The 18,839-nt window shown below is 42.1% G+C and carries 24 protein-coding genes; 16 read left to right on the top strand and 8 right to left on the bottom strand.

Annotation, left to right across the window (positions count from 1 at the left end):
• The first annotated feature begins 197 nt into the window (after positions 1 to 197).
• A complete protein-coding gene (locus E7X57_RS09145) occupies positions 198 to 899 on the top strand; it encodes a DNA alkylation repair protein (protein ID WP_244603658.1) in 702 nt (233 codons plus the stop codon).
• A gap of 16 nt (positions 900 to 915) precedes the next feature.
• Here the strand turns inward: E7X57_RS09145 and E7X57_RS09140 are convergent, their stop codons facing one another.
• The 3 genes from E7X57_RS09140 to thrC all read right to left on the bottom strand — a co-directional run bounded on the left by E7X57_RS09140 (position 916) and on the right by thrC (position 3,467).
• Positions 916 to 1,824: an ABC transporter substrate-binding protein gene (locus E7X57_RS09140; RefSeq protein ID WP_135612651.1), complete on the bottom strand. Its 909-nt coding sequence runs from the start codon at positions 1,822 to 1,824 to the stop codon at positions 916 to 918.
• 98 nt (positions 1,825 to 1,922) lie between these two features.
• The gene (locus E7X57_RS09135; RefSeq protein WP_135612650.1) at positions 1,923 to 2,198 is read right to left on the bottom strand and encodes a ubiquitin-like small modifier protein 1; all 276 of its coding nucleotides are present in this window, start codon (positions 2,196 to 2,198) and stop codon (positions 1,923 to 1,925) included.
• Between the two features lie 21 nt (positions 2,199 to 2,219).
• Positions 2,220 to 3,467: a threonine synthase gene (thrC, locus tag E7X57_RS09130; RefSeq protein WP_135612649.1), complete on the bottom strand. Its 1,248-nt coding sequence runs from the start codon at positions 3,465 to 3,467 to the stop codon at positions 2,220 to 2,222.
• Between the two features lie 358 nt (positions 3,468 to 3,825).
• Here thrC and moeB point away from each other — a divergent pair, with 358 nt between their 5' ends.
• On the top strand, positions 3,826 to 4,644 hold the full coding sequence (gene moeB, locus E7X57_RS09125; protein WP_135612648.1) for a molybdopterin-synthase adenylyltransferase MoeB: 819 nt from the start codon (positions 3,826 to 3,828) through the stop codon (positions 4,642 to 4,644).
• Between the two features lie 54 nt (positions 4,645 to 4,698).
• Here moeB and E7X57_RS09120 read toward each other — a convergent pair whose 3' ends face one another.
• Positions 4,699 to 4,935: a sulfurtransferase TusA family protein gene (locus E7X57_RS09120; RefSeq protein WP_135612647.1), complete on the bottom strand. Its 237-nt coding sequence runs from the start codon at positions 4,933 to 4,935 to the stop codon at positions 4,699 to 4,701.
• Positions 4,936 to 5,176: 241 nt separating this feature from the next.
• Between E7X57_RS09120 and E7X57_RS09115 the strand changes: the two genes are divergently transcribed.
• The 4 genes from E7X57_RS09115 to E7X57_RS09100 all read left to right on the top strand — a co-directional run bounded on the left by E7X57_RS09115 (position 5,177) and on the right by E7X57_RS09100 (position 8,526).
• A complete protein-coding gene (locus E7X57_RS09115) occupies positions 5,177 to 5,587 on the top strand; it encodes a threonyl-tRNA synthetase editing domain-containing protein (RefSeq protein ID WP_135612646.1) in 411 nt (136 codons plus the stop codon).
• A 68-nt stretch (positions 5,588 to 5,655) separates the two neighbouring features.
• On the top strand, positions 5,656 to 6,288 hold the full coding sequence (locus E7X57_RS09110) for a hypothetical protein (RefSeq protein WP_135612645.1): 633 nt from the start codon (positions 5,656 to 5,658) through the stop codon (positions 6,286 to 6,288).
• Between the two features lie 9 nt (positions 6,289 to 6,297).
• Positions 6,298 to 6,990, top strand: coding sequence for a tetratricopeptide repeat protein (locus E7X57_RS09105; RefSeq protein ID WP_135612644.1), 693 nt, complete (start codon positions 6,298 to 6,300; stop codon positions 6,988 to 6,990).
• Positions 6,991 to 7,290: 300 nt separating this feature from the next.
• Complete coding sequence (locus E7X57_RS09100) at positions 7,291 to 8,526, top strand: PGF-pre-PGF domain-containing protein (RefSeq protein ID WP_135612643.1); 1,236 nt, start codon at positions 7,291 to 7,293, stop codon at positions 8,524 to 8,526.
• A 215-nt stretch (positions 8,527 to 8,741) separates the two neighbouring features.
• On the opposite strand, the gene E7X57_RS09095 is transcribed toward E7X57_RS09100, so the two are convergent.
• From E7X57_RS09095 to E7X57_RS09085, 3 genes are all read right to left on the bottom strand, one after another.
• Positions 8,742 to 9,677, bottom strand: a complete 936-nt coding sequence (locus E7X57_RS09095; RefSeq protein ID WP_135612642.1) for a UDP-N-acetylglucosamine 3-dehydrogenase — start codon at positions 9,675 to 9,677, stop codon at positions 8,742 to 8,744.
• Position 9,678: 1 nt separating this feature from the next.
• Positions 9,679 to 10,755: a DegT/DnrJ/EryC1/StrS aminotransferase family protein gene (locus tag E7X57_RS09090; protein WP_135612641.1), complete on the bottom strand. Its 1,077-nt coding sequence runs from the start codon at positions 10,753 to 10,755 to the stop codon at positions 9,679 to 9,681.
• A 102-nt stretch (positions 10,756 to 10,857) separates the two neighbouring features.
• A complete protein-coding gene (locus E7X57_RS09085) occupies positions 10,858 to 11,526 on the bottom strand; it encodes an acyltransferase (protein ID WP_135612640.1) in 669 nt (222 codons plus the stop codon).
• Positions 11,527 to 11,804: 278 nt separating this feature from the next.
• Here E7X57_RS09085 and E7X57_RS09080 point away from each other — a divergent pair, with 278 nt between their 5' ends.
• The 10 genes from E7X57_RS09080 (at position 11,805) to ftsY (ending at position 17,918) form a co-directional block, all read left to right on the top strand.
• Complete coding sequence (locus E7X57_RS09080) at positions 11,805 to 13,076, top strand: adenylosuccinate synthase (protein ID WP_135612639.1); 1,272 nt, start codon at positions 11,805 to 11,807, stop codon at positions 13,074 to 13,076.
• Between the two features lie 197 nt (positions 13,077 to 13,273).
• Positions 13,274 to 13,723 carry a 30S ribosomal protein S19e gene (locus E7X57_RS09075; protein ID WP_135612638.1) on the top strand — a complete coding sequence of 150 codons (450 nt, stop codon included), beginning with the start codon at positions 13,274 to 13,276 and terminating at the stop codon, positions 13,721 to 13,723.
• A gap of 109 nt (positions 13,724 to 13,832) precedes the next feature.
• Positions 13,833 to 14,189 carry a DNA-binding protein gene (locus E7X57_RS09070; protein ID WP_048193900.1) on the top strand — a complete coding sequence of 119 codons (357 nt, stop codon included), beginning with the start codon at positions 13,833 to 13,835 and terminating at the stop codon, positions 14,187 to 14,189.
• Between the two features lie 2 nt (positions 14,190 to 14,191).
• Positions 14,192 to 14,785 (top strand): alpha hydrolase, encoded by a 594-nt coding sequence (locus E7X57_RS09065; RefSeq protein WP_135612637.1) that lies wholly within the window; start codon positions 14,192 to 14,194, stop codon positions 14,783 to 14,785.
• A 156-nt stretch (positions 14,786 to 14,941) separates the two neighbouring features.
• Positions 14,942 to 15,097: a 50S ribosomal protein L39e gene (locus E7X57_RS09060; RefSeq protein WP_135612636.1), complete on the top strand. Its 156-nt coding sequence runs from the start codon at positions 14,942 to 14,944 to the stop codon at positions 15,095 to 15,097.
• 10 nt (positions 15,098 to 15,107) lie between these two features.
• On the top strand, positions 15,108 to 15,374 hold the full coding sequence (locus E7X57_RS09055) for a 50S ribosomal protein L31e (protein WP_135612635.1): 267 nt from the start codon (positions 15,108 to 15,110) through the stop codon (positions 15,372 to 15,374).
• Positions 15,375 to 15,423: 49 nt separating this feature from the next.
• Positions 15,424 to 16,077, top strand: coding sequence for a translation initiation factor IF-6 (locus tag E7X57_RS09050; protein ID WP_135612634.1), 654 nt, complete (start codon positions 15,424 to 15,426; stop codon positions 16,075 to 16,077).
• Positions 16,078 to 16,121: 44 nt separating this feature from the next.
• On the top strand, positions 16,122 to 16,298 hold the full coding sequence (gene rpl18a / locus E7X57_RS09045) for a 50S ribosomal protein L18Ae (protein ID WP_135612633.1): 177 nt from the start codon (positions 16,122 to 16,124) through the stop codon (positions 16,296 to 16,298).
• Between the two features lie 5 nt (positions 16,299 to 16,303).
• Positions 16,304 to 16,720 (top strand): prefoldin subunit alpha, encoded by a 417-nt coding sequence (gene pfdA, locus E7X57_RS09040; protein ID WP_135612632.1) that lies wholly within the window; start codon positions 16,304 to 16,306, stop codon positions 16,718 to 16,720.
• Positions 16,721 to 16,778: 58 nt separating this feature from the next.
• Positions 16,779 to 17,918 (top strand): signal recognition particle-docking protein FtsY, encoded by a 1,140-nt coding sequence (gene ftsY, locus E7X57_RS09035; RefSeq protein ID WP_135612631.1) that lies wholly within the window; start codon positions 16,779 to 16,781, stop codon positions 17,916 to 17,918.
• 144 nt (positions 17,919 to 18,062) lie between these two features.
• On the opposite strand, the gene trpA is transcribed toward ftsY, so the two are convergent.
• Positions 18,063 to 18,839 carry a tryptophan synthase subunit alpha gene (gene trpA, locus E7X57_RS09030; RefSeq protein ID WP_135612630.1) on the bottom strand — a complete coding sequence of 259 codons (777 nt, stop codon included), beginning with the start codon at positions 18,837 to 18,839 and terminating at the stop codon, positions 18,063 to 18,065.

Genomic DNA, 18,839 nt, shown 5'->3' with positions numbered 1-18,839 from the left:
AGTTGGCAGGTTACTTTTCTTTTCTCTCAGAGGATTTTCTCAGGAGAGTGATTGTTGATGATCCAGACGTTTCGCCAGTTAATTCAGTATCTTTTCAGAATAATGGTCTTTGTCTCAGAAATAACAATTCTATATCATGTTTAATTTTTCAATTAGCCGTTAGCATTATACCCTAATCTATTCAATAAAATATGGATATGATCATCGCTAAAATAAGAAAAGAACTGGAACAAAACGCTGATGAGCAAACAAAGCTCAGTTCTTCACGGTTCTTTAAAGAAGACATAAAGTGTTATGGCGTGAAGACTGCTACAGTCAGGAAAATAGCAACTGAATATTTTAAAGACATATCCGGAAAAAGCAAGTCGGAGATCTATTCTTTATGTGAGGAACTTCTGAGCTCAGATTACAACGAGGAAGCCTTCATCGCATTCGAATGGTCATATCGCTTGAGAAAGAAGTATGAATCTGATGATCTCGCCGTTTTTGAAAGGTGGATTGGAGATTATGTCAACAACTGGGCAAAATGCGACACATTTTGCAATCACACAGTGGGTTCGTTCATCGAAATGTATCCTCAATACATTGTTTCGCTCAAGACATGGACAGGTTCAGACAACCGCTGGTTCAGGCGTGCTGCTGCTGTCACATTGATCTTGCCTGCCCGTAGAGGGGATTTTCTGGATGATGTTCTGGAGATTGCCGATCTGTTATTAACAGATAAAGATGATCTGGTCCAGAAAGGATGCGGGTGGATGCTTAAAGAGGCCAGCAAAAAACATCAGAATGAAATATTCGACTACGTCATGCGAAACAAGGAAAATATGCCTCGTACAGCGCTTAGATATGCGATAGAGAAATTCCCGGAAGATCTAAGGAAGAGTGCTATGGAAAAATAAATGTAAAAAATACAATTCAAATTCCTAAATGTTCAACAAACCGAAGGTCGAAGATATCCTTTTGCTCAAGTTTCTTTGAGATATATCCGAGTTCGTTCAGTACATCTACAAATTTCATGGTAGAGCTGATATATTCTTCTGATATGCCTGCTGAGTATTTTGGTGATACTTTATACATATCGTTCACGAAATCCGCATCAATGATCTCGATCGTCTTGGCGACAAGTCTTGATGCTTCTTCGGCATTTTCACGAATGAACTCACAGGCTTTTTCATGCAATTGTATGAACTTCAAAAGAGTATCTGGTGAGTTTTTGATCATCTCAGAGCTTGCAACGATCCCGTAACTTGGATTATCAGGCCACAGTTGTTCAGGCTGGATCACTATCTTTGTATCACAGTATCTCTTTGCCACAACGGCCAGGGATGGTGTTCCGACTGCAACCTTTATCTCCCCGTCGGCTATGGCTTCCGGGATCATGTCAGCCCACTCGTAGTTGCGGACATCAATATCATTCTCAAGCCCTGTTTCTTTGATATAGTTCCTGACGATCACATCGTGGATGGAACCTGAAGGAGGGCAGGCTATCGTATGGCCTTTGAATTGCTTCAAAAAAAGTGTCCGGTCATTTCTGCATTCATCAAGTGTCAGAAATTCGGGAGTTGCGATCATCACTGTCCCTTCAACATGAGCACCTGCAATGCACTTTATCTGCAAACCGCGATCTATTCTTATCATTGCAGGAGGGAGACCAATATATCCGATATCCAGTTCGTTGTTCTCGAACGCCTGGACAATTGCGGGTCCGCCTCCAAAGAGATTCCACTTAGGTTCGATGCCTGCTTTTTCAAGCCAGTCCGTCCCCATCAGTATGAATGAGGTATGGTACATGGTTGAAAGGTGTCCTATTCTTAATCCGGTCATCGATTCACCACTTTAAGGAATTGCAGGTCCTTTTTGATCGATATGCACGATATGCATATATCTTTCAGAGCCTGCTATTCCCTGTTAACTTCCCGGGCTCAGCCTCCGCTTACTGCTGGCAATATTGAAATTTCGTCCTTATCGGTTATTTCGGTGGAAATACCTGAAAGATGCCTTATGTCTTCACCGTTGACGTAGACATTGACGAACCTTCGTACCTCTCCATCATGAAGCAGGCGTCTTTCAAACTCTTCCCCGTACTCAGTAGTAAGTCTATCAAAAAGGGTCTTTATTGTAGTATCACCCAGATCGATGCTTGTTGACCTTGTTTTTGTTATGTTGTTCAATGCTGATGAAAATCTTATAGATACCATTTTACTTCACCTCTTGATGTATTAGTTATTGTTTTTTGCAATATTGCTGAACCTTTTCGTGAATTCGGAATATGACGGTTTGATCGATCCAGGTATTTCAACTGCCCCTGCAATCGTATCCTGTGCTTTTAGACCATTACCTGTTACATATACAACTGTTCTTTCATCGGGGTCAATATGGCCGCTTTCGACAAGGCTCTTAAGTCCTGCAACTGTTGTTCCACCGGCAGGTTCTGTGAAAATGCCTTCAGTTCTTGCAAGCAGGAATATGGCTTCAAGTATCTCCTCGTTCGTCACAGATGCAGCATATCCGCCTGAATTCTGGATCGCCTGTTTTGCATAGTATCCATCAGCAGGATTTCCAATAGCAAGACTGTGGGCTATCGTATCAAGTTCTCTTATCGGGATAACTTCCGTGTCATTCTGGACAGCGGTCGATATAGGAGAACAACCAGTTGGCTGTGAACCTGATATCCTTATGTTACTGCCGGAGTCGATTAAACCTATCTTTTCAAGTTCATTGTAACCTCTGGTAAGGGCACAAAGCAGCGCTCCGCTTCCAAGTGGTGCAACGATGTGGTCTGGAGCATTCCATCCGAGCTGTTCGGCAGTTTCAAAGGCAAGTGTCTTGGAACCTTCCGTATAGTATGGTCTGATGTTTATGTTAACAAATGCCCAGTCGGGATTCTGGTCTGCGACCTCACTTGCAAGGCGATTTGCATCGTCATAGGTCCCGTCAACTGCTATGACGTTTGGTTCGTATGCGAGCATCTGTGTTATCTTTCCGGTTTCAATTGAAGAAGGTATAAAGATGTATGACGGAATTCCTGCTTTTGCAGCATGGGCTCCTACAGCGGATGCGAGATTTCCGGTGGAAGCACAGCCAATTGCAGTAGCACCGAGTTCAAGGGCCTTGCTTACAGCCACGGATGTTACCCTGTCCTTGAACGAATTTGTTGGATTGACAGAATCATCAAGAATGTATAATTCCTTAAGTCCCAGTTCTTTCCCGAGGTTCTTTGCATGATGTAACTTATTGTAACCTGAACCAAGGTCAACATAATTCGTACCATCTATTGGAAGCAGGTCTGCATATCTCCAGATGGATGGAGGTCCTCGTGCGATCTTCTCCTTACTCACTGTGTTCTGTATCTCGTCCCAGTCGTAGTGCACTTCCAGAGGTCCGAAACATTCGTAGCAGGTATTCTGGATCCCACTCGGATATTCAGCACCACATTCTCTGCATTTTAATCCAATTACTTTGCTCATTTTGTATCTCTCCTGACAATCTGTAATTATTAACTAATCGTAATAAAATATGCATATAATATTACCATTAGTTATTAGGCAATATTTGCCAGTTTTTAATTTTGCTTCTTTACAAGCTGTTTTTGAGTGCCTTGTGTGCGGCTGTACAAAATTGCCGCTTTCTATACCTATTTATCAGGAAATTGCACATTTTTGAAAAGATGACACGAATTGGAACCTTTCATAAAAATTCCCACAGGTCCATGGTCAGCTATCATCAAACATAAGAAAACACGATTTTCCATAATAGATCGATCGATCAATCAATCAATCATGATCACTGCAATTCATTGAGATAAATTATTTCAGGGAGGCAAAAATGTTAGGCGAATTTACTGAAGAACAGATCCGGCGTTATTCAAGACACATAATACTGCAGGAAGTTGGAGGAAAGGGACAGCATAAACTACTGTCTTCAAAAGTGCTCTGTATAGGTGCAGGAGGACTTGGATCGCCGATAATACAATACCTGGCCGCTGCCGGGGTTGGGACTATCGGGATCGTTGATGATGATATTGTAGATCTCAGCAATCTTCAAAGACAGGTCATACATGGAGGAAATGTCGATATTCCAAAGGTAGAATCTGCAAAACAATTTGTTAAAAACCTAAATTCTGATGTGAATGTGATCACTTATCAGGAAAGAATAAATCCGGACAATATCCTCGATATCATTAACGATTACGACATAGTGGTTGATGGATCTGACAATTTTGCGACCAGATATCTCGTGAACGATGCCTGTGTGCTTGCCAAGAAACCTCTTTCACATGGGAGTATTTTCCGTTTCGAAGGTCAGGTCACGACCATTCTTCCGGATGATGGTCCATGTTACAGATGTCTTTTTGAGCATGCTCCACCTGCCGGAATGGTTCCAAGTTGTCAGGAAGCCGGAGTTATTGGAGTCCTTCCAGGCATAATTGGTGTTATTCAGGCAACCGAGGTTGTCAAGTACCTGCTGGGATTTGGTGATCTTCTGAAAGGTCGCCTTATATTCTATGATGCCTTTGGCATGTCGTTCGATGAAATAAAGGTCCGTAAGAATCCTTCATGTCCGGTATGTGGTGAAAATCCATCGATAACATCAATCGAGAATGAGAATTACCTGGAAGGTGGTGGCGTCTGTAGTATTGGGTAAAATGATCAAAACACCATGGAATAAGTGAATAAAAAGCATCAAAGGGAATGAATATCAGGCTTTACGGACGTATATGTTGAAGACGCCTCCCTTTTCTTCAACCGCAAGCAGTACATTCCCTGTCTTTTTTGTCCAGGTGGCGATGTTCTGAGGTGTCATGGCCTCATTTGCTATGACTAATAGTACCTCATTTGTTTGCAGCTCATCCATTATTTCCTTTGTTCTTATAAGTGGATACGGGCAGCACTGTCCTCTCACATCAAGTTCAAAGTCTGCTATTATCTTATCCATTTGAATCAACCATGATTATGATCTGTTTAATATTGTAGATATCCAATGAGGCAATATTTGTTATCACTGTATTTCTGCATTCGTCTATTTACCTTTATTTTCTAGTCATCGGCACTTCTTACCGCAAACGTTGTCGTTATGTATGTGGGCAGATCATACTAAGATAATTCAATACTTCAACGATTATGTCATGTTCAGAAAAAGCCATCATTCATTATGTTATTACGGGGGATAAGGATCCATGAAAATGCTAATGTTCGATACGGAATACTTTTGGTTTGAAACTTTTAGCAAACCCCTTGATCACGTAGATGACAGTGAACGAGAGGAAAAAATAGAAGATACGGCAGTTGTTTTCATTCATGTTGAAGCAGAGGATGAACTAAGAAAAAGCAAAGTGGTAAAAAAAGCAGTCGCAAATCTGAAGTGGTATCTTAATAAGGTGAATAAAGAAAGAATAGTACTGCACTCATTTGCTCATCTCTCTTCAAGTAAGTCCTCTCCTGAATTCGCGGTTGAGATAATTCTAGCGATCAAAGAAAAGCTGGATATCAAAGGATTTGATGTTCACACGACTGCATTTGGATACTTTTCTGAGTTTTCGATCCATGTTCGTGGTGAATCACTGGCAAAAGTATTCAAAGAGATATGAAGGTAGGTTTTGCTTGTTCGATTTTATCGCATACCTATAATTAACAAAAGCAACATTCTCGGACATGCATGGGCAATAAGGATGAACTACCTGAAAGTGAAGGATTTGAAGAACTGATCAGGTATACTGTTCCAGGATACATCCTTGGTCTTCTTGCAGGTGTTTTTCTTGATATGCAGGGTTACCAGACAAGTCCTGTTGGACAATGGTTGGTCAGGACCCTTTCAGGTGAAGGCGAAAGCATACTGGAAGGCATCTATTCGATTCGCCAACGCTTTCTTGGTGGCGCGAGTACAATGGCGGAAGCATATGGTTGGGGTAAGCTATTTGGATTGGCAGTGCCCTGGATGATCGATATTGCCAGTCGCCTTGCAGGTGTTAACGTATATGGAGTTGAGGGTTTCTATATTCCTTATTTCTATGCACTTAGTGACCAGATCGGTGCAAACATTTCCGGGATGCTTTTCCTGAAGAGAAAAGAAGGTAACTGGGTCGGTGCGTTCAATAAATATGTTCATCATCCTGTTATGCTAGCAAGTCTTGCAATAATTGTGACCGTACCTGTAGGTCTTTTACTTTTGCGCTTAAATGGTTTTAGTCCAACCACCCAAACATTTACTGCTCTTGAGACCATTGTGGCAAACCTATGCTGGGTTCCACCCCTTGTGGGCTGGTATGTACAGAAAAAAAGAGGGATCTGAGGATATTCTATGGCAAAAGATGATGTAAGTAAGATCGTTGAGAGGTACATTGCCTCTGGAAGATCTGAAAAGGACGTTGAAAGAAAAGAACATTATTTTAAAATGGCTTTACAGCTACAGCCTAAAAATGTCCACGCATTGAACAACATGGCTCTCCTTTTGCAGCAGCAACGCAAATTCAGGGAAGCTGTAGATATTTATGAAAAGATCCTGAGCATAGGCGTTGTGGCAAGACCATATCCTGTATATTATAATATCTCACTTTGCCTGAAAAGCCTTGGTAACCTTGAGGGCGCAAAAACATACATAAACAGGGCACTGGCAATAAAGCCTGATGATGAGCTCTTCCTTGAATTAAGGGAAGAGATCATTGATCTTTTAAGTAGTGGATCAAAGGAATCTGTTCCAAAGATCACCTCAAATACTTCGGAGGTCGGAGCAACCTATGATGAATGGGATCCTCCGGCAGTTTCTACGCTTACGAGTCAGATATATTATGCTGACTGGAATGATTACAAGTATCATCGTGGATTGGGTGAGACCGATCTTCACGAAAAAGTTATCCGGGACAAACTGGATCAGCGGGTTTACTGCTGTAATACATGTCGTTATTTCTCAGCAGGTACATGCAGAAAAAAAGGGAAGGTTGGCAGGAAAGTACTGAAAGATTCGATATGCAAGCAGTTTTTCCCAGCAAAATAATGATTTGATTTATTTTTTACGAAAGTTAATATTATATTTTTTAGCAATTATATTTCATTTATTGGGAAGATTAAGTTTTTTCTAAAAAACCCGTCTATTTATGAAAAGGTTTATCTATTAAGCAGTTATATCATATTTTGCCTTAGGAGAGAACATTGAGACCATTCCTGAACACAACTACAGAAATTATTGTACCACCAATATATTCCCCCACACAACTCAAAGTTCTCTTCTAGTGGTTTCAATCAACAGATAAATATCTTATAAGTAGCTAATTTTTTCTTATAAGTGGTGCTCAATATGATCAATAAAAATATAATTCCAGATAGTTTTACGAATAGTCTTCTAAAAACCCCTGATTCAAATTTACCGGCACGTTTCTTTATGGTCTTTCTGCTGGTATTATTATCATTTGCTCTTATAAGTCCGGTTTCTGCTGAGACTGTTGTAGGTCTTTCTCCTGATAATCAATCTGTGGAATTGGGTTCGGAAATTATTGTTGATGTCTACATAGATCCGGACATACCTATATCCGGAGCACAGTTCGATCTATATTTTGATGGTTCTGTTCTTGATGTAATAAGTGTATCAGAGGGGGATCTGTTTAGTAATACTGGTGCTACTTTCTTCAGTGAAGGTACTATTGACAATACAGGTGGGTCCATAATATATGCACATGGTGTTCTTTTTGGAAAAGATGAGGTCACAAGTCCTGGCATACTTGCAACTATTGTTTTTAATACAAAAGGTTCTGGTCAATCTAACTTGCAGATGGGCAATGTTGTGGTAAGTAATTCCAGTGGAACAGCAGTTCCAATATCGGTTGAAAATGCTGTAGTGAGCATATCAGGTACGTCTTCATCCGGAGGGAGCACCGATGGTGCTGGTTCTGGAAGTAGTGGGGGCGGAGGTGCTGGCGATTCCGGTGAGCAATTTGGGAATATTGAATTCAAAGATGTTACTGAAAGGACGGTTTATAAGGGAATGAATATGTCCTATCATTTCAATTCACCCGATAACCCGATTGTTAACGTAAACTTTACTCCACTAAAAAATTCAGGTTCTATAACTACAACTATTGAAGTTTTGAAAGATCGGTCTGCTTTTGTTCAAGATGATCCCGAGGGGCTTGTTTATAAGAATATGAACATATGGGTTGGGAAATACGGTTTTGCAACTCCTGCAAATATTGAATCCATGACAATTGGTTTCAGGGTCGAAACCTCATGGATGGAAACAAATGATATTAATGCTTCAGCTATCAGATTGAACAGAAATTCTGATGGTAAATGGGAGGCTCTCCAAACCATGTATATGGGTGAAAAAGATGGTTATGTTTATTTTGAATCTTCAACCCCGGGGTTTTCACCATTTGCAATAACTGCAGTTCCGGCTTCAAGCGTAATACCAGATGATGTTTCTCTAGGGGATTCAACATCTGAAGATGATGAAGACCAAACTCTGGACCAGAATCTGGCCTTAGTACTTTTCATTGTGTTTTTGGTCCTTATCGTAAAGCGCGGCAGAGATATGTGATCTCTGCCAATGCACTTTTTTTGCCCGCTTCTCTATTAGGTTTTAATAGTAAGGAATTATCTATTTTAATTTATGTATCTGGAACTTCAAGTATACAATCTCCTCGATCTCCTCAAAATTAAGCTACCGGGAATTTCTTAATTTCCAGTAACCGTAAGTTATTGTTTAGTTAAAAAATAAAGATCCTTAAAATTTACATTAAGCTTAAGGATAATTCAGTCAATCCTGGTTATACTGTCACTATTATAGGATTCTATTGCTGAAAGTGCGACTTTTAGTGCATGTTTTCCATCAATACCTGATTCAAGGGGCGTCTCTCCTGTCTCTACACAGCTGATGAAATGTTCGAGTTCCTTCTGCAGTGGTTCAGCTTTCTCAACCTTTGCATTTCTTACCCAGTTAGCATCATGTATCGTAACTGTTTGATCGATATAGTCCAGGTATCCTACCCCATTTACTCCGATAACTTCCATTTTTCTCACTCTGTGTGGGGTCAGCCAGTTAACATTAACTACACCTGCCTGTTCATCATCAAATCTAAGCATTATGGATGCATGGTCTTCCTTTGAATGAATATCCTTGCCGGCAATGGCGTAGACATCCTTGGCATTGCTGCCGTACATATATGATATGGCATCGATGTCATGTACTCCAAGATCTAAGATGATTCCCACATCCCTGATTCTTGGGTTGTAAGGGCCAACTCTTTTTGTGGAAATAGAGACTATCTTTCCAAGGAGTCCGCTATCGATTATTTCTTTCATCTTTGTTGTTGCAGGGTTGAATCTCTCGATCTGTCCTACCATAAGGATAACCCCTGCTTTTTCAGCGGCTTCTATCATTATGTCTGCATTTTCAAGTGTATCTGCAATGGGTTTTTCTACAAGTACATTCGTGTTTGAATTTATAGCATCCAATGTGACCTTTTTGTGGAGTGTAGTTGGTACAACAATGCTTACTGCATCGAGATCTTCTTTTAAGAGCTCTTCATAATCAGTATAAGCTTTGACATCATATCCTGTTGCCAGTTCTTCGACCCTGTCCTTATCGACATCGGATATTCCTACAAGTTCCACTCCTTCCATTTCGTTGTAGATCCTGACATGGTGCTGCCCCATAGCACCAACACCTATAACTCCTACACGTGTCATTTTATTTTACTCCCTCTATTACAGTTTTGATTATGTGTTTAATGTCTTTCTCTGAAACATCCGGGTGTACCGGAAGTGAGAGTACTTCCTTTGCTGCTTTTTCACATACTGGCAGATCGTAATTGTATCCTGCTGCAATATATGTCGGTTGCATATGTATTGGTATTGGGTAATAGACACCGGTCCCGATTCCATTCTCATTCAGCTTTGTGACAAGATCATCGCGTGCTTCCGTCCTTATGGTGTATTGGTGGAACATATGTTCACATCCTTTCCTGATCGTTGGAATGGTAACTCCGTTTACATCTTTTAGTTCTTCTGAAAGGAGTTGTGCATTCTTCCGGCGTTTAAGGTTGAATCCATCGACCTTTTTGAGCTGAACAAGACCAATTGCAGCTGCAATATCAGTCATTCTGAAATTATATCCTATCATCTCGTGAATGTAACGTTCTTGTGAACCATGTGCACGTATCATTCTTGCTTTTCTGGCAACTTCGCTGTCATTGGTGGTTATTATTCCGCCTTCACCGGTGGTCATGTTCTTTGTAGGGTAGAAGCTGAATGCTCCTGTCCCGAAGGAACCTGCTTTCTTTCCGTGGTAAGTTGCACCATGAGACTGGCATGCATCTTCAATAATTGTCAGGTTGTGATCTTCTGCAATTTCATTTATCTGCTTCATCTCTGCCGGATGGCCGTAGAGGTGTACCGGCATTATTGCCTTTGTATCTTTGGTTATACTATCTTCTATCAGATCAGTGTTGATATTGAATGTTTCAGGTTCAATATCCACAAATACTGGTCTTGCACCGGTATACATTATACTGTTCGCAGTTGCTATGAAGCTAAAGGATGTTGTGATGACCTCATCATTTTTTCCGATCCCATGTGCCAGCAGTGCTGCATGAAGAGCGGCCGTTCCGGAGTTTACTGCAATTGCATATTCTGTACCGATATAGTCAGCAAAAGTAGTTTCAAATTCTGCAACACGCTTTCCTTCTGCGATAATTCCTGAAGCCATCACTTCGGATACCGCAGCTATCTCTTCATCTCCAATGTTGGGTTTTGCTATTGGGATCATTTTATTCCTCATGTGTTTGGAATTATTCCTGCATGGCCTGATCAGATTAGATTAGATTAGATTAGATTAGATTGGATCTGGATGTGCTAGAGTAAAGTTCGATTAGATGCTATTTAATGACCTAAGTTCTTCTGGCAACTCTTCGATCTTTGCAGGGCATCCGATCGCAAGTTTCCATGGAGGTACCTCTCGTGTCACCAGCGCACCTCCTGCTATAAACGCACCTTCTCCGATCTCAACTCCCGGAAGGATGGTGGCATTTGCACCAATTGATGCTCCTTTTCGAATTATGGGGCCTTCAGGGTTGTATTTTTTACGAATTGGATATTTATCATTTGCAAGTACTGCACATGGACCGATGAATACGTTATCTTCGATCGTCACATGCGTTGGAATGTAGACGTTCCCCTGAATGCTGACGTTGTTTCCAATAGTAACGTTTCCATCGATGATCACGTTTGTTCCTATCAGGACGTTATTGCCGATGGTAGTGTTCTCACGTATTATGCAGTTGTGTCCGGTCCTGAAGTTGTTGCCTGTCCTGACATTATTGAAGATCGTTGTATTCGGTCTTATGAATGAGTTGGGGCCAATTTCACATCCCTGAAAATCAGAATCTTCGATGGGGGTATCACCTTCTACTATTTGGGAGAGGATCTTATGTTCCGGATATCCAAGTATAACGTTTTCAAGTACTACTGAATTATCTCCTATAGTGCTTGACCCATATATCCTGGCAGAAGAATGTATTTTTAAATTTATATTATCCAATATGAACTCCCCGGAATCTTATATGTCAGTAATATATTGATAATGTTTATGGTTTGTAACATATTTAATTTTGGGATTGATAGTATTTGTTAGTGCAGTTTTTCATATGATCGACAATTTAACCTTAATCTTACACTTTATTAAGTTGCAGTGAGTGATTTGCCATACTTTCCTTCGTCGGAATAAATTATTATTTGAGCATCAAAAGTGGATATATTATCTTAAAGTCTCTAATGTTGCCAAATGCTTTATATGTATAAACTGCAATTTCCCCCTCTATGTTTACTATTCTGACAGGATCACAGTTTGGTGATGAAGGAAAAGGAAAGATCGTTGATCTGCTTTCAAAAGACTACGATCTTGTCGTCAGGTTCCAGGGTGGCGACAACGCCGGTCATACGGTAACAGTTGGCGAGAATGTTTATAAGCTACATTTGATACCTTCCGGGTTTTTACTTGATTCAAGAGTGTTGATAGGTCCGGGTACTGTCCTGAACCCTGAGGTTCTGGCAGAGGAGATCGATATGCTTGGAGAAGGTGATGTTAAAATTCATTCCGATAAGCTTGGTATCGATGCAAAGACCAGTATCATCATGCCATACCATATTGAGCAGGATGGTCTTCGTGAATCTTCCCGTAAGGAGAAGATCGGCACTACTAAGAGGGGTATTGCTTTTGCTTATATGGACAAGATCGCAAGGGATGAGATCCGTATGGGTGACCTTGTCGACTCCGAGAAACTCCTGCGCAGACTTTCAGAGATGGCACCTTCCAAAGAGGCAGCTATCAGGGAACTTGGAGGGGACCCTTCAATTGTTACCGATAAGGCACTCATTGATAAGTATGTGAAACTTGGTCAGAGGTTAGCTCCGTATGTTACAGATGTTTCATATGAAGTCAACAAAGCTATTGCAGATGGCAAGAATGTAATGGCTGAGGGGGCACAGGGCACACATCTTGATGTTATCCACGGTACTCAGAAGTTCGTGACCTCTTCAAGCACTATTGCAGGTTCAGCATGTGCAAATCTTGGTGTTGGTCCGACTAAGGTGGATGAGGTTCTTGGTATTGTTAAAGCTTATATAACAAGGGTCGGAGAAGGGCCGCTTCCAACAGAGCTTGATGATGAGGCAGGCAAACATTTACATGATGTGGGTCACGAGTTCGGTACTACTACCGGCAGGTCCCGCAGATGTGGTTGGTTCGACCTCCCGCTTTTGAAGAAGGCGATCTTCCTGAACGGCTACACAAGTGTCGCATTGACAAAATTAGATGTGCTGACCGGTCTCGAAGTTAATAAAATATGTGTTGCCTATGAGCTCGATGGGAAAAGGCTGGATTATCCACCGATCGATACTTCCGATCTTGACAGGTGCAAACCCGTTTATGAAGATATGCCTGGCTGGGCTGATGACCTCACAGACGTCAAAAACTATGCAGATGTTCCCGAACCTGCCCGCAACTATGTCGAGCGTCTTGAAGAATTGATGGGAGTACCCATTGAATACGTGTCCGTAGGACCTGGAAGGGAGCAGACTTTCAGGAAATAATGCTCGATTATCTATAATGCAATACATGAGTACAGGGGTATATGCGAAAGCTGCCGAAACACGTATATACTAACCAATAAATTACAACCCTATTTCCATGCACACATTATGGTAGATAATTATACTTGCTGGTAACAAGTTTACTGAATAAATCAAATAGAAATCCAATCGATACATTTCATTCCAAGGAGGATAAGATGACTACAGCATATGATGTTCCTGCTGCAAATATTATTGCAAAGGTGGCAGAGAAACTAAAAGAGAACGATCAGATTGATGCTCCCGTATGGGCAGCTCACGTTAAGACAGGTGTTCATAAAGAATTACCACCTATTGATAATGAATGGTGGTACACCCGCTGTGCAGCTATTATGAGGACCATTTACATGGAAGGCCCTATCGGTGTGGAGAGATTAAGGTCTGTCTATGGCGGTAAGAAGAGGAGAGGCGCAAACCCATCCAAGAAAGCAAAAGGAAGCGGTTCTGTCGCAAGGGAAGCAGCTCAGCAACTCGAAAATGCAGGTTTTGTCCGCAAGTTGAAGAGCGGAAGAGTAATCGCTCCTGCTGGCCAGTCACTGCTTGATAATATGGCAGTTGAGGTCAAGAACGAGCTTGTTGAAACAATTCCAGAACTTGCAAAGTACTGAATGGGTGTTAAGGGAGTTGATCTCCCATCCTGCTCAGATACATGACAATTGCTATATGATGGTTCTATCAGGGCCATTATAATTAAATCGGAAAGGACGTGATGAAGTAATGGTGGACGATATTGAAGCTATCCGAAGAAAGAGACTTGCTGAAATGCAGCAGCAACAGCAGGCTGCTCCTCAGATGCAAAATGATGCCCAGGCCGCATACCAGCAGGAACAGGCACAGGCTGAAAGGGATGCCCAGGTCCAGGCGGTCCTTCGTCAGATCATGACCCCCGAGGCGCGCGAGAGGCTGACTCGCCTGAAACTATCACGCAAGGAACTGGCTGAACAACTTGAATCCCAGCTTGTGATGCTTGCTCAAAGTGGTCGCCTGCAGTCAATGATCGATGATGATAAGCTTAAAGTGCTTCTTTCACAGATGCAGCCCAAAAAACGTGAACCAACCATCACGCGCATGTGATTATGAAAGCTCAGGTACTGTTCAGTGGAGGAAAAGATAGTTCACTATCGGCAATATTGCTTGATCCCTTCTTTGACGTCGAACTTGTGACCTGCAGTTTCTCGATCCTTCCGGTTGGAGAAGTTGCAAAGGTTGCCGCAGATGAGCTGGGTTATTCCCACAGGGTCCTGGAACTTGACAGAGGCATATTGGAATCTGCTTTGGATATCATAATAGATGATGGTTATCCAAGGAACGCTATCAATCACATACACAAGACCGTGATCGAAACGCTGGCAAAGGAAGATGATGTTTCTTTTATCGCGGATGGTGTACGGCGCGATGATCGTGTTCCAAAACTGACCGATGCAGAAGTTCGAAGCATAGAGGACCGGTTTGGTGTAAGCTACATATGCCCTCTTCATGGGTATGGTAGAAGTGCCGTTAATTTACTGGTGAGCCGATATCTGGTGATCGAAGAAGGTCAAAGTGATAGTATTGCAAAAGCAGACTATGAAACTGAACTTCGTGAACTGATAAGGCAGCAATATGGTGATGAAAAAGTACTTGAAATATTTCCGGAGCATGTTCAATCGAGGGTTATCAGGCGTTTCTGATGGTCTGACGATGTTTTGGATAAGCAATTTATAAGCAATTTGTTATGTGAAGGCAGGAATCTATCGTACATAGATTAATAATTTATAGGATAATCGATTTATAGACGCAAATCTTTTAGATTGGCGTTACAATTAATCAATTCACAGGTGAGATAAGTGAGCCACAATACAAAAGGACAGAAAATGAGGTTGGCAAAGGCGCATAACCAGAATCAGCGCGTTCCAACCTGGGTTATCATAAAGACTAACAGACAAGTTGTTAGCCACCCTAAGAGAAGACACTGGAGAAGAAATAGTTTAGATGTAAAGTAAGGTGATGACAATGGCAGAAGACGCGGTAAAGGAACAGATTTACACCATACCACTTCGTCAAGCAAAGCTTGCACCAAGGTGGAAACGTTCCAGCAGGGCAATTTCACTTATCAGGAAATATCTGGTAAGACACATGAAGGCAGAACCTTCACAGATCAAGATCGATGCTTCCGTCAACCACAAGGTTTGGGAGAAAGGTTCACAGAAACCACCATCTTCAATACGCATTCGTGCAGCTAAATTCGAAGATGGGGAAGTTCAGGCAGAACTTGCCTGATCCTTCTTTCGATGATGGATAATATTCAACAAAAGTATAAAGGACAATAATGATCAAAACCGTGAACATTTACGACAATCCCGTTCTAGGGGTTTTTGCCACATGCACAGAGGATGTGGCAGTTGTTCCTATTGGTACAACTAAGAAGGCCATTGATATGATTGCAGAACTGCTTGATGTCAGGGTTATCTCTACACTGGTAAATGGCAGTACTGTTGTTGGCTCCCTTTCCAGGGGCAACTCGAATGGTTTTTTACTATCCAGGGATGCTAATGTCAACGATCTTAAAGACGTTGATGTCCCTGTGGAAGTGCTTCCAGACAGGCTCACTGCCACTGGGAACGTTATATTGGCAAACGATACGGCTGCAATAGTGCATCCGGATATCAGTGACAGGTCCATGGAGGTTATATCAAGGGTTCTTGGTGTGGATGTTCATAGGGGTACAATTGCAGGCCTCGGGACAGTTGGAATGTCTGGCGTAGCTACTAACAAGGGACTTCTGGTTCACCCAATGGTGACGCAGGAGGAACTTGCACATCTTGAGGAAGTGTTCGGACTTTCTGTGGATGTGGGTACTACAAATTATGGCTCACAGGCCGTAGGTTCCGGATTACTGGCCAACTCGAAAGGGTATGTAGCAGGTTCCAATACAACTGGACATGAGCTCGGTAGGATAGAGGATGCTCTGTTCTTTGATTGATCATATTATTGTTAAAATTTAATTTATAAAACAGGTGATTCCGTATGCAGAATTATGTTGTCAAAGGCACATTCAAAGCAGGTCATTCTTGGGAAAATTTTACTAAGACCGTTGAGAGCCAGAACGAGAAGAACGCTCGTGAAAAGACGTATTCCACTTTCGGCAGTAAACATGGTATTAACAGATCATTGATCAAGATCGATAGTATCGTAGAGGCGTGAAGCACATGTCAGAAGTAAGTGAGCAGGATGTGAGAAATCTCGCATCTCAGCATCGCGGGCTCCAGAATCAGGCAGAATCCCTGCAGCAGCAGATGGGAATGGTTCAGATGTCCATCGAAGAGTGCACACGTGCAGTAGGAACTCTCGAGGAACTTGAGGCAGTTTCCGGCAGTATCAACACGATGCTTCCTCTTGGAGGCGGTGCATTCGTACATGCAAATGTCGCTAACGTCGAGAAGGTCGTTGTTAGTGTTGGTGCAGGTATAAGTGTGGAGAAATCTCCTGCTGAAGCAAAGGAACTCCTTAATCAGCGCAAAGAAGAGCTAAGTAAGGTAGTTGAACGCTTGAATGGATCAATTGCTCAGGTCGGACAGCGTATCCAGTCCATAGAATCTATGGTTGGTAACAGAAGTCCGCAGTGATCCTGTTCATGAAGTTCTGATACTCTTTTTATTTTTATTACTTTAAGGATGAGTTTGCGTGTTCAATAAACTCAAGGATAAACTTAGTAATTTTAAACAATCGATCGGAAAGACGATCGATGAGAAAGCGGTTGATCTTGAAGAGCCGGTGGTAGAATCTGTTGAAGCGCCATCTGAAGAGATGGTTGCTGAACCGATCGAAGAGTCCGTCATTCCTGAGGGAAAAACTTCCTCTCCTGAAGTTTCAGCTACTCCTGAATCTTCAATTACTCCTGCAGATCAGCCTGAAGCAAGATCATCATTCAAGCAGAAGATAGGGTTTACCCAAAAAGCAAAGGCTCTTGTTTTCGAACGAGAAGTCATACTGGATGAAGATGATATCAGCGATTCTCTCTGGGAATTGGAGATGGCATTACTGGAAAGTGATATTGCAATTACAGTTGCTGAAGCTATTGTCGAAGCTGTTAAAGCAGAACTTGTGGGCAGCCGTAAAAAGATCGGAAGCAACACTGGTGAACATGTGGAGCAGGCACTAAGGACCGCTATCTACAATGTAATGTCTGCCAATGTTTTCGACCTTGATGAATACATAAAGAACGCTGAAAAGCCTGTTCATATAGTTTTCATCGGTATCAACGGAACCGGCAAGACCACCACTATTTCCAAGATGGCAAAACGTCTGAAAGATATGAAATATTCTGTTGTCATTGCAGCAGGCGACACTTTCAGGGCAGGGGCTATTGACCAGATCGCTATCCATGCAGAACGAATTGGCGTAAAGCTGATAAAACATCAGGAAGGCGGCGATCCTGCAGCTGTTGTCTATGATGCGGTACAGCATGCAAAGGCCCACAATGTGGATGTCATTCTTTCTGATACTGCAGGCAGGATGCACACCAATGTGAATCTCATGGCACAGCTTGAAAAGGTCTGTCGTGTGAGCACTCCTGATCTTATCATCTTTGTGGATGAGGCTGTTGCAGGGAACGATGCTGTAGAGCGTGCAGAGCAGTTCAACGCTGCTGTCCCTATCGATGGGTCCATACTGACGAAAACAGATGCAGATTCAAAAGGTGGCGCTGCGATCTCAATTGCATATATCACTGGAAAACCGATCCTGTTCCTCGGAATGGGTCAGGGATATGATGATCTTAGAAAGTTCGATCCGCAATGGTTTGTGGATCAGTTGTTCGAATGAAAAGATCCCACAAAAAGATATCTTAAAAAATCTTAACAAAAAAAGGTCTTTGAATTTATCAAGGACCTTCTTTGTTACTTTTTGCATTTATTTTTATTTAGCGTTGAATTCTACTATGGTATATTAACCAAATTTTATTATTTCTCAGACTTTGCATCCTCCTTTAATATCGCTTGCAAGCTCTTCAAGGCGTTTGTTAACATTGTTTCCTGATGCAACGATGTCCACGAAAGCGGATCCCACGATGATACCGTCCGCTCCTGCTGCAACAACTTTTGAAGCCTGTTCTCCGTTCGAGATCCCAAATCCGACAGCTTTTGGTATATCGGTCTTCACCCTGGAAAGTATCTGTGCAGTAGCATCGGTGACCTCTGAACGTGCGCCTGTAACTCCAAGCCTTGAAACAATGTAAACAAACCCGGAACTTTTCCCTAGTATCATCTTTATTCTTTCATCTGTGGTGACAGGTGCTATCAGGAAGATCAGGTCTACGCCGTTAGTTGAACATGATGCTGCAAGATCTTCACTTTCCTCTGCAGGTAGGTCTGGTACTATAAGTCCGCGAATTCCGGAATTTACACAATCGGCCACGAATTTGTCAAGACCTCGCTGGAATATCAGGTTATAGTAGGTCATGCAGACAAGAGGTACATCAACATCAAGAGATGCGACGAGCTCAAAATATCTGTCGGGGTTCATTCCGGCTACGAGTGCTCTTTCGGATGCTTCCTGTATTGTTGGTCCGTCTGCAACAGGGTCTGAAAAAGGTAATCCAAGTTCGATAATGTCTGCGCCGCCCTTTATAAGTGAATCAACGATCGCGGGTGTTGCCTCAATATTCGGATCTCCTGCGCAAACATATGCCAGTAGGGCAGCTTCGTTCTTAGAACTAAGCTCATTGAATTTAGTAGATAATTGCAT

The organism is Methanococcoides sp. AM1 (assembly GCF_900774055.1).
GTDB lineage: Archaea > Halobacteriota > Methanosarcinia > Methanosarcinales > Methanosarcinaceae > Methanococcoides.
The sequence above is the reverse complement of the archived record's forward strand: the minus strand, read 5'-3'. Positions and strand labels throughout refer to the sequence as shown.

Excerpts from the sequence above, each read along its gene's own strand:
- E7X57_RS09140 (WP_135612651.1), bottom strand. The coding sequence starts at position 1,824 with ATGACCGGATTAAGAATAGGACACCTTTCAACCATGTACCATACCTCA.
- E7X57_RS09050 (WP_135612634.1), top strand. The coding sequence starts at position 15,424 with ATGATCAAAACCGTGAACATTTACGACAATCCCGTTCTAGGGGTTTTT.
- E7X57_RS09075 (WP_135612638.1), top strand. The coding sequence starts at position 13,274 with ATGACTACAGCATATGATGTTCCTGCTGCAAATATTATTGCAAAGGTG.
- E7X57_RS09115 (WP_135612646.1), top strand. The coding sequence starts at position 5,177 with ATGAAAATGCTAATGTTCGATACGGAATACTTTTGGTTTGAAACTTTT.
- E7X57_RS09105 (WP_135612644.1), top strand. The coding sequence starts at position 6,298 with ATGGCAAAAGATGATGTAAGTAAGATCGTTGAGAGGTACATTGCCTCT.
- E7X57_RS09055 (WP_135612635.1), top strand. The coding sequence starts at position 15,108 with ATGGCAGAAGACGCGGTAAAGGAACAGATTTACACCATACCACTTCGT.
- thrC (WP_135612649.1), bottom strand. The coding sequence starts at position 3,467 with ATGAGCAAAGTAATTGGATTAAAATGCAGAGAATGTGGTGCTGAATAT.
- E7X57_RS09100 (WP_135612643.1), top strand. The coding sequence starts at position 7,291 with ATGATCAATAAAAATATAATTCCAGATAGTTTTACGAATAGTCTTCTA.
- rpl18a (WP_135612633.1), top strand. The coding sequence starts at position 16,122 with ATGCAGAATTATGTTGTCAAAGGCACATTCAAAGCAGGTCATTCTTGG.
- E7X57_RS09110 (WP_135612645.1), top strand. The coding sequence starts at position 5,656 with ATGGGCAATAAGGATGAACTACCTGAAAGTGAAGGATTTGAAGAACTG.
- E7X57_RS09095 (WP_135612642.1), bottom strand. The coding sequence starts at position 9,677 with ATGACACGTGTAGGAGTTATAGGTGTTGGTGCTATGGGGCAGCACCAT.
- moeB (WP_135612648.1), top strand. The coding sequence starts at position 3,826 with ATGTTAGGCGAATTTACTGAAGAACAGATCCGGCGTTATTCAAGACAC.
- E7X57_RS09135 (WP_135612650.1), bottom strand. The coding sequence starts at position 2,198 with ATGGTATCTATAAGATTTTCATCAGCATTGAACAACATAACAAAAACA.
- E7X57_RS09070 (WP_048193900.1), top strand. The coding sequence starts at position 13,833 with ATGGTGGACGATATTGAAGCTATCCGAAGAAAGAGACTTGCTGAAATG.
- E7X57_RS09080 (WP_135612639.1), top strand. The coding sequence starts at position 11,805 with ATGTTTACTATTCTGACAGGATCACAGTTTGGTGATGAAGGAAAAGGA.
- pfdA (WP_135612632.1), top strand. The coding sequence starts at position 16,304 with ATGTCAGAAGTAAGTGAGCAGGATGTGAGAAATCTCGCATCTCAGCAT.
- trpA (WP_135612630.1), bottom strand. The coding sequence starts at position 18,839 with ATGCAATTATCTACTAAATTCAATGAGCTTAGTTCTAAGAACGAAGCT.
- E7X57_RS09065 (WP_135612637.1), top strand. The coding sequence starts at position 14,192 with ATGAAAGCTCAGGTACTGTTCAGTGGAGGAAAAGATAGTTCACTATCG.
- E7X57_RS09120 (WP_135612647.1), bottom strand. The coding sequence starts at position 4,935 with ATGGATAAGATAATAGCAGACTTTGAACTTGATGTGAGAGGACAGTGC.
- E7X57_RS09090 (WP_135612641.1), bottom strand. The coding sequence starts at position 10,755 with ATGATCCCAATAGCAAAACCCAACATTGGAGATGAAGAGATAGCTGCG.
- E7X57_RS09145 (WP_244603658.1), top strand. The coding sequence starts at position 198 with ATGATCATCGCTAAAATAAGAAAAGAACTGGAACAAAACGCTGATGAG.